This is a genomic window from Saccharothrix coeruleofusca, from assembly GCF_014648515.1.
Taxonomy (GTDB): Bacteria; Actinomycetota; Actinomycetes; order Mycobacteriales; family Pseudonocardiaceae; genus Actinosynnema; species Actinosynnema coeruleofuscum.
The window spans coordinates 643315-652404 of record NZ_BMRG01000001.1 but is presented as its reverse complement, the minus strand read 5'-3'; the positions used below and the strand labels follow the sequence as shown (position 1 = coordinate 652404).

At 72.5% G+C, this 9090-nt stretch carries 8 protein-coding genes; 5 read left to right on the top strand and 3 right to left on the bottom strand.

The features are described 5' to 3' along the window. On the top strand, window positions 1–1370 hold a 1370-nt coding region (locus IEZ00_RS03400; protein WP_229794978.1), incomplete at its 5' end, for a BCCT family transporter. Here IEZ00_RS03400 and IEZ00_RS03395 read toward each other — a convergent pair. Further along, a complete protein-coding gene (locus IEZ00_RS03395; protein WP_189221499.1) occupies window positions 1360–1803 on the bottom strand; it encodes a DUF6474 family protein in 444 nt (147 codons plus the stop codon). The two genes, IEZ00_RS03400 and IEZ00_RS03395, sit on opposite strands and share 11 nt — an antisense overlap. A gap of 106 nt (window positions 1804–1909) precedes the next feature. On the opposite strand from IEZ00_RS03395, the gene IEZ00_RS03390 reads away from it, so the two are divergent. Both IEZ00_RS03390 and IEZ00_RS03385 read left to right on the top strand, forming a co-directional pair. Further along, on the top strand, window positions 1910–3544 hold the full coding sequence (locus tag IEZ00_RS03390) for a TM0106 family RecB-like putative nuclease (RefSeq protein ID WP_189221498.1): 1635 nt from the start codon (window positions 1910–1912) through the stop codon (window positions 3542–3544). Window positions 3545–3837: 293 nt separating this feature from the next. Then, complete coding sequence (locus IEZ00_RS03385) at window positions 3838–4689, top strand: hypothetical protein (RefSeq protein WP_189221497.1); 852 nt, start codon at window positions 3838–3840, stop codon at window positions 4687–4689. A 407-nt stretch (window positions 4690–5096) separates the two neighbouring features. Here the strand turns inward: IEZ00_RS03385 and IEZ00_RS03380 are convergent, their stop codons facing one another. Beyond that, window positions 5097–5849 (bottom strand): SDR family NAD(P)-dependent oxidoreductase, encoded by a 753-nt coding sequence (locus IEZ00_RS03380; protein WP_189221496.1) that lies wholly within the window; start codon window positions 5847–5849, stop codon window positions 5097–5099. Window positions 5850–6158: 309 nt separating this feature from the next. Between IEZ00_RS03380 and IEZ00_RS03375 the strand changes: the two genes are divergently transcribed. Further along, entirely contained in the window at window positions 6159–7943 is a 1785-nt protein-coding gene (locus IEZ00_RS03375) for a gamma-glutamyltransferase family protein (protein ID WP_189221495.1), read from the top strand. Between the two features lie 41 nt (window positions 7944–7984). Here IEZ00_RS03375 and IEZ00_RS03370 read toward each other — a convergent pair whose 3' ends face one another. Then, on the bottom strand, window positions 7985–8563 hold the full coding sequence (locus IEZ00_RS03370; RefSeq protein ID WP_189221494.1) for a TetR/AcrR family transcriptional regulator: 579 nt from the start codon (window positions 8561–8563) through the stop codon (window positions 7985–7987). Window positions 8564–8670: 107 nt separating this feature from the next. On the opposite strand from IEZ00_RS03370, the gene IEZ00_RS03365 reads away from it, so the two are divergent. Next, entirely contained in the window at window positions 8671–9048 is a 378-nt protein-coding gene (locus IEZ00_RS03365) for a DUF4267 domain-containing protein (protein WP_189221493.1), read from the top strand. Window positions 9049–9090 lie beyond the last annotated feature (42 nt).

Here is a 9090-nt window from a genome sequence, read left to right as displayed (position 1 = left end):
ACGAGCGGCCGGAGTTCCGCACCGCGTCCTGGGTGGCCATGATGTTCAGCGCGGGCATGGGCATCGGGCTGATGTTCTACGGCGTCAACGAGCCGCTGTCGCACTTCGTCACGCCGCCGCCGCAGACCGTGCCGGGGGAGACCCACCGGGCGGTGCGCACCGCGATGGCCACGACGCTGTTCCACTGGACGGTGCACCCGTGGGCCATCTACGCCGTGGTCGGCCTGGCCATCGCCTACGGCAGCTTCCGGCGCGGCCGCAGCCAGCTGATCAGCGCCGCGTTCGCCCCGCTGCTGGGCGCCCGGCGGGCAGGCGGCGCGGCGGGCCGGGCCATCGACGTGCTGGCCGTGTTCGCCACGCTGTTCGGCTCGGCCGCCTCGCTGGGCCTGGGCGCGCTGCAGATCGGCAGCGGCCTCGAGGTCGCGGGCTGGGCGGGCGAGGTGGGCAACGCCGTGCTGGTGGGCGTCATCGCGGTGCTGACCGCGGCGTTCGTGGTGTCCGCGGTGTCCGGCGTGGCCAAGGGCATCCAGTGGCTGTCCAACACGAACATGGTGCTGGCCGTGGTGCTGGCGGTGTTCGTGTTCGTCATCGGCCCGACCGTGTTCATCCTCAACCTGGTGCCCGCCTCGATCGGCCAGTACTTCCGCGACCTGGCCGACATGGCGGGCCGCACCGCCGCCTCCGGCGGCGACCCGACCGAGACCTGGCTGGCGGGCTGGACGGTCTTCTACTGGGCGTGGTGGATCTCCTGGACGCCGTTCGTCGGCATGTTCATCGCCAGGATCAGCCGGGGCCGCACGATCCGCCAGTTCGTGGCGGGCGTGATCGGCGTGCCCAGCGCGGTCAGCCTGGTGTGGTTCGCGATCTTCGGCGGCACCGCCATCTCGCTGCAGCGCGACGGGGTGGACCTGGCGGGCCGGTCCACCCCGGAGGGCCAGCTGTTCGCCCTGCTCGACCACTTCCCGCTGGCCGGGGTCGCGGTCGTGCTGGTGATGGTCCTGGTGGGCGTGTTCTTCATCTCCGGCGCGGACGCCGCGTCGGTGGTGATGGGCACCCTGTCGCAGCGCGGCTCGATCAAGCCCGCCAAGGGCGTGGTGGTGTTCTGGGGCGTGCTCACCGGCGCGGTGGCCGCGGTGATGCTGCTGGTGGGCGGCTCCAACGCGCTGACCGGCCTGCAGAACCTGACCGTCATCGCCGCCTGCCCGTTCGCCCTGGTCATGGTGGGGCTGTGCGTGTCGCTGGCGCGCGACCTGCGCAGCGACCCGCTGGTGCGCCGGGAGGAGCGGGTGGCCGAGGTGATGGAGGAGGTCACCGCCCGGCTCGACCCCGAGGAGGCGGCCCGGCGCGCGGTGCGGGAGCTCAAGCGCTAGGGGGCACCCCGAGGCGGCGCAGCAGCTCCGCCTCCAGCGCGTCCAGGTCGGTCGAGACGGCGCGGTGCGCGGCCTTGCGCCGCGCCGCGGGCATCCGCTCGGCCGCCCGCACCGCGGCGACCAGCTGGTGCAGCCGGGTCTCGGTGACCGCCACGTACTCGCGGTCGGCGGCCCGCAGCTGCTCCAGCGCCTCCGCGAACCCGGCGGCGCGGGCGTGCAGCCGCGCGCCCCGGCCGGAGTAGCGGGTCAGCTCGTCGACCGGGACGCCCAGCCTGCGGGCCCGGAAGTGGTCGACCCGGTCGCCCACCGCGGCCGCCGCCCTGGCCGCGAACGGCGCGAGCACCGGGATGAGCGCGGGGACCACCACCTTGGCCACGCTCACCAGGTTCTTCGCCTTCGACGGGGTGAGCCCGCCGCCCTTCCTGCGCGCCATCTCCACCCACCTCCGGGACGAACAGTAGAGGCCGTCCGGCAAAAGATCGATCGCGGTCGACCAGGTTGCCGGTACAAGCGCATCGCCGAAGACATACCCTGCTCCGGTGACTTCCCAGGTGCAGCTCGACGCCGGTGTGGTCACTCGTTGCCGGCGGCGGGTGCACCTCGAACACGACCCGGCCATGCGCGAGGTCCCCAGGGCCGCGCCCGACCCGACCGGTCAGCAGCGCAAGGCCGACGCCACCGACCACCGCCGCGCGGTGATGACCGCGCTGGCCGGGGTGGTCGGCGCGGACCTGCTGGCGGTGCCCACCGACGTGCCCGGCGCCGACCGCGAGCGGATCACCGAGGAGGCGATGCGCGCGGGCGTGCCCTTCATCTGGGGCGCGGCGCTGCCGCGCGACCCGCTGGGCGGCAGGCGCGGCGGCATCGACCTGCTGGTCAAGGAGCCCGCCGGGTACGTGCCGGTGCTCGTGGTCCGGCACAAGGTCTCCGATCCCGGCCAGGGCGCGCGCACGTCCCCGCTGCTCACCCCGAGGTTGACCGCCGCGCGCACGGACCCGGCGCGCAAGGTCCGCCCGCAGCCGCGCGACCAGCTCCGGCTGGCCCACGCGCAGCGCCAGCTCCAGGCCGCGGGCCACGCGCTGCCCGGCCGCGCGACCGGCGGCGTGATCGGCATGGACGCCGACGTGGTGGTCTGGCACGACCTGGAGTCCCCGGCCTGGCCGGGCGGCCGGACCGCGCTGGCCGAGTACGACGCCCGCTTCTCCGACCGGCTGGCGGTGGCCGCCGCGGCGGCCACCGGCGGACCGGCGCTGGCCAGGCCGACCAGGATCGTGGAGTGCCGCAGCTGCCCGTGGTGGCCGGTGTGCGAGAACGACCTCAAGCAGGACCGCGACGTGAGCCTGGTGGTGCGCGGCGAGGACGCCGTGGCGCTGCGCGGGGTGGGCGTCGGGTCGGTGGACGAGCTCGCCGCGCTGGACCCGGCCAAGCCGGTCACCCCGCTGGTCGGGATGCCGCACGAGGACGCCGTGGTGCTGGCGCGGGCGTGGCTGCGCGACCTGACCGTGGTGCGCCGGGTGGAGCGCATGGACGTGCCGCGCGCCGACGTCGAGGTCGACGTGGACATGGAGAGCTTCGGCGACCTGGGCGCCTACCTGTGGGGCTGCCTGCTCTCCGGGGCCGACATCGGCCAGGAGCCCGGCTACCGCGCCTTCGCCACCTGGGACAAGCTGCCCTGCGACGACGAGGCCCGCTCGTTCGCCGAGTTCTGGGGCTGGCTGTCGGAGGTCCGGCGGCGCGCGGAGGAGCGCGGCCTGACCTTCCGCGCCTACTGCTACAACGAGCTGGCGGAGAACCGCTGGCTGCTGGCGTCGGCCGAGCGCTTCAAGGGCAGACCCGGCATCCCGTCGGTGGGGCAGGTCAAGGAGTTCATCAGCTCCGACTCGTGGGTGGACCTGTTCGGCATCGTGCAGCGGCAGTTCCTGTGCGCGCACGGCAAGGGCCTCAAGACCATCGCCCCGGTGGCGGGCTTCACCTGGCGCGACCCGGAGGCGGGCGGCGAGAACTCGATGCGCTGGTACCGCGACGCGGTGGGCATGGACGGGCAGCCGCCGGACCCGGCCCAGCGGCGGCGGCTGCTGGAGTACAACGAGGACGACGTCCTGGCCACCCGCACCCTCCGCGAGTGGATGACCTCCGACGCCATGGCCACCCTCCCCTACGCGGGCGACCTCTAGCACCTCCACCAGGACTGCGAACGTCACGTGTTGGCCGGCTCGTTCTGAGCTCCGCGGTCAGCGTTCTCCTGCGTCGTTCTCCTGCGTCGGTCCTGGTGCCGAGGCCCGATGACCCCGCGTCATGCGTCATCGCCAGTCACCGCCGTGATCGCTCCTGGCTGGGGGAGGGGGCGGATCGTGATGTCGCTCCACCCGTCAACGCCGCGCATGTCGTCCGAAGGGCCCACGACTTCGGACCGCAGCAGCTGAAAACATCAGCCCTCGCCATGCCGGTCGCGTGCGAAGGAGTGCCGTTGTCCAACTTCAAGGCGCGAGCTTGGAAGGCGCTGAGCATCGTGCTCGTCACCGGCTCCGCGATCTCCGCGTTCGCGATCTACCAAGGTTTCTCCGATTCGATCACGTCCGTCGACGGAAAGTCGGTTGGTTACCTGTCCGGAACCGCGAATGTCCGGACGTGCCCGTTCACCGGTTGCGAGTCGAGCGAGGAGTTCACCCGCAACCGCCAAGTGGTGCTGCGCGACGTTGTCGACGGTGAGGAGGTCGACGGATCGAACAAGTGGGCCCGGATAGAGTACGGCGCAGAAGTGCGGTACGTGCATTCGAGATTCGTCAAGAGTAAACCTGTCTCCGTGAGCGAAGGGCTCGAACTCGGCGTCAACGCTTTAGCCGTGATCGTCTTCATGCTTCTGTTCGCCGTCGCCAGCTGGCAACGGGGACACGCCATCGCGGCGGAGAGAGAAGCGGAGACTAATTCCTTGCTGCTGGCTGTCACTTTCGGAGCCGGGATTGTCGCCGGAATTATCGGGTTCGTCTTCGCCCGGATGGACAACCAGACCACGCCCGCCTTCCTGGCCGGTGCCTTCGCCAATGTCGGCGCCGGTCTGGTCGGTGCCGCGGTGACCTTCGTGCTGTTCCAGGTGGTGCTGAGCAGGAGGAATCCGTCTCAGCAGCAGATGGCCAAGATCGAAGAAGTGCTGCGCGAGATACACGCTCATCATCCCGATGCCGCGCGAGGCGAGGACGTCAAAATTGTCGAGACGCGGCGAGGCGCACCTGCGGCGAAGGGTATTCCGGCCATGGTGCTGGCAGCGGTTGCGATGGTCATCGCATGGCTGTTTCGTCAAGAAGGGAGACGATCGCGGTGACCGGGAGAGGATACGGCGCCCGGTGGAACCCGGTCACGGCCACCCATAGCGGATCACCAGATCGGGTGGCAGCCCTCGCGCGTTCCGCTGCGCTGCCCGCCAAGTCGAAGTGGCCGACTCCCTGGCACGCCGAGAGCCTTCGTCGCCGCGACGGCGAAAGCGGGTGGTGCCGTGCGTGTTCCTTGCTCGACGCCTGCGACGTGACGGGCCCTGCAGTGATGGGCCGCTTCCGGTCTGCCGTTCAGGCGTCGCGGATTCGCCGCGCGATCGCGGAACGCTGAACCCGGTGAAGCGGTCCGGATGCTACCCGAGTTCAAGCAGGTCTCAGTGCTCGGCTGACGGGTCGGCCGTGCCCGACTCCACGGGAGAGCCCGGCACGACCGGCCGCACGACCGCGGAGCGGGTGCCTAGCGCGGTGCCATCCGGAGGGCGCCGTCCATGCGGATGACCTCGCCGTTGAGGTAGTCGTGCTCGACGATGGCCACGGCCAGCCGGGCGTACTCCTCCGGCTGCGCCAGCCGCTTCGGGAACGGCACCCCGGCGGCCAGGCCCGCCCGGAACTCCTCCGACACGGTGGCCAGCATCGGGGTGTCGACGATGCCGGGCGCGATGGTCATCACCCGCACGCCCACCGAGGACAGGTCGCGCGCGGCGGGCAGGGTCATGCCGACCACCGCGGCCTTGGACGCGGCGTAGGCGACCTGGCCGATCTGGCCGTCGTACGCGGCGATGGAGGCGGTGTTGACGATGACGCCGCGCTGCCCGTGCTCCAGCGGCTCGGTCCGGCCCATCGCCGCCGCGGCCAGCCGCATCACGTTGAAGGTGCCGACCAGGTTGATGTCGATGACCTTGCGGTACAGGTCCAGCGGGTGCGGGCCGGACTTGCCCACCGTGCGGGTCGACGGGCCGATGCCCGCGCAGTTCACCGCGACGCGCAGCGGCACGCCGGAGTCGGCCGCGGTGTCCACCGCCGCCTGGACGTCCTCCTCCGAGGTCACGTCGGCGGCCAGGTAGGTCACGCCCGGCACCTCGGGGGCGCTGTCGATCGAGATGTCCAGGGCGAACACCCGCGCGCCGCGCTCGGCCAGCGCGCGGGCCGTCGCCGCGCCCAGCCCGGACGCGCCGCCGGTGACGATCGCCGCGGTACCCGAGATCTGCATCAATCCTCCTGAAGACCCAGTGCGGGTCAGGAGGTTAACGGTCGTTCAGGCCCCTGCGCTCGGAGAGGTGCAGCATTGCGACCAACGGCACGGCCGCCAGCAGCGCCAGTCCGACGAACAGCATCGCGAACACGACGAGTTCCATGGCTTGAACAGTGCCTCCCTGCGGGGTGCGCCCGCGTCCGCCGCAGGTGGGGTTTCCGCCTACGACCAGGGGACTACCCACGTTCACGCTGCGCACACGGCGGACGGGTGTGTTTTAGTTAGCCGGGGGTAACCAAACGTCGTTCGGCGACGTAAGTTGTCCGCGTGTTCACCACCCGTCCTGAACTCGTCGGCACGCACGGCATGGTCGCCTCCACCCACTGGCTCGCCTCCAGCACCGGCATGGCCGTGCTGGAGGACGGCGGCAACGCGTTCGACGCGGCCGTCGCGGTCGGTTTCGTGCTGCAAGTGGTCGAGCCGCACCTGAACGGGCCGGGCGGCGAGGTGCCGGTCGTGTTCGCCGCGGCGGGCGAGTCCGCGCCGCGCGTGCTGTGCGGGCAGGGAGTCGCGCCCGCCGGGGCCACCATCGGGCACTACCGCGGCCTCGGCCTGGACCTGGTGCCCGGCAGCGGCCTGCTCGCGGCGACCGTCCCCGGCGCGTGGGACGCCTGGCTGACCCTGCTGCGCGACTACGGCACCAAGTCGCTGCGCGACGTGCTGGGCTACGCCATCGGCTACGCGCGCGACGGGTTCCCCCTGCTGGAGCGGGTCTCGGCGACCATCGGGACGGTCGCGGACCTGTTCCGCGACCACTGGCCCTCCTCGGCCGCGCTGTGGCTGCCCGGCGGCAAGCCGCCCAAGCCCGGCGAGCGGTTCCGCAACCCCAAGCTGGCCGAGACCTGGGAGTGGCTGCTGGCGGCGGGGGAGGCGGCGGGCGCCGACCGCGAGGCGCAGATCGAGTCGGCCCGGCGGGCCTGGTCGCAGGGCTTCGTCGCGGCGCAGGTCGACGATTTCGCCCGCAACGCCTTCCGCGACGACTCCGGCCGCGACCACGCGGGCGTGCTGACCGGCGAGGACATGGCGTCCTGGCAGGCGAGCTACGAGGACCCGCTGGTGGTGGACTTCGGCGAGTGGGCGCTGGTCAAGCCGGGCGCGTGGACGCAGGGGCCGGTGCTGGCGCAGCAGCTGCGGCTGCTGGAGGGCTTCGCCGACCGGCTGTCCTACGTCGACGGCGTGCCCACCGCGGAGACCGTGCACCTGGCCGTGGAGTGCGCGAAGCTGGCGTTCGCCGACCGCGAGGCGTGGTACGGCGACACCGGCGACGTGCCGCTGGACGTGCTGCTGTCCCGCGAGTACGCCGAGGAGCGCCGCAAGCTGGTGACCGAGGAGGCGTCGCTGGAGCTGCGCCCCGGCACCCCCGGCGGCGTGGCGGCGGTGCTGGCCCAGCACATCACCCGCGGTCCTCGGCCGCTGGGCGACCTGGGCGGCGCGCTGGGCGAGCCGACCGTGTCGCGGACCGGCACCACCAAGGGCGACACCGTGCACGTGGACGTGGTGGACCGCTGGGGCAACATCGTCTCGGCCACGCCCTCCGGCGGCTGGCTGCAGTCCTCGCCCGCCATCCCGTCGCTGGGGTTCTGCCTCGGCAGCCGGGCGCAGATGTTCTGGCTGGACGAGGGACTGCCCAACTCGCTGGCGCCGGGCAAGCGCCCGCGCATCACGCTGTCGCCGTCGCTGGCGCTGCGCGACGGCGAGCCCGCGCTGGCGTTCGGCACGCCCGGCGGGGACCAGCAGGACCAGTGGCAGCTCGGCTTCTGGCTCGCGCACACCGTCGGCGGACTGGACCTCCAGGCGGCCATCGACTCGCCGATGTGGCACTCGAACGCCTTCCCCAGCTCCTTCTACCCGCGCGCGTGGACGCCGGGCGAGCTGGTCGCCGAGTCGCGGCTGACCGGCTTGGACGAGCTGCGCGACCGGGGCCACGCGGTGGTCGACGCGGGCCCGTGGGCGCTGGGCCGGATGTCCGCCGTGGCCAGGGACGCCCGCACCGGCCTGCTGCGCGCGGGCGCCAACCCGCGCGGCGCCCAGGGCTACGCCGTGGGCCGGTAGCGGCCGGGCCGGTTCAGCCGGGCCGGTTCAGCCGGGCCGGTTCAGCCGGGGGTGTCGGCGAACCGGGTGACGAGCAGGTCGAGCCGCTCCTCCTGGCCCTCCGGGGGGATGCGGCCGCTGTCCGCCAGGACGGCTGTGCCGTGCAGCGCGCTCCAGACGACTTCGGCGAACAGCTCGCGCCGCGCGTTGTCCGGGCGGAAGCAGCTGACGAACTCCTCGAAGCACGCGCGCAGCGGGGGCGGGGTTTCGGCGTGCGCGAACTTCACGTCGGTCGGCATGACGAACATGGCCTGGTAGAGCGCGGGCCGCTCGGCGGCGAAGGCCAGGTAGGCGCGGCCGGTGGCGCGCAGGGCGTGCGGGGGTTCGGGGTTGGCCAGCCGGGCGCGGCGCAGGTGGGTGGACAGCTCGACGAAGCCGTCGAGCGCGACCGCCCGGACGATGGCGTCCTTGCCGCTGAAGTGGCTGTAGAGCACGGGCTGGCTGTACTCGACGCGCTCGGCGAGCCGCCGCGTCGTCACCGCGTCCCAGCCCTCGGCCTCGGCGAGCTCGCGGGCCGCGGCGATGATCAGCTGGTGGCGCTGGGCGCGTTCGCGCTCACGGCGCTTCTCGATGGCGGACACCCGCCGATCCTAGCAACGCTAGACATCCTGTCGATGGCATGGTTATCGTTGGCACAACATCTAGCGCCGCTAGGACAGCGGTCGCCGCTACTGGGGAGGAAGCAGTCGTGCTCACCACCACCGCCACCGTGCTCGCCGGGCTGATCGGCCTGGGCATCACCGTCATCGGGGCGCTCGGCCTGCTGAACCCGCGGTTCGCGGGCGGCTTCGGCATCCCCGACACGCCCGTCCAGGACCCGACCTTCCGGTCGTGGCTGGCCGTCAAGGCCGTGCGCGACATCGCCTCCGGCCTGTTCACGTTCATCCTGCTGGTCGCCGGGACACCCCAGCTGCTGGGCTGGTTCATGCTGGCCGCCAGCGGCATCCCGATCGGCGACGCGCTGATCGTGCGGCGCAGCAACGGCCCCAAGGCCGCCGCCTACGGCGTCCACGGCGCCACCGCCGCCGTGATGCTCGTGATCAGCGCACTCCTGCTCCTGGCCTGAGCCCCGGCCACCGCCCTTCCCGTACCGCCCCCCGGCGACCCA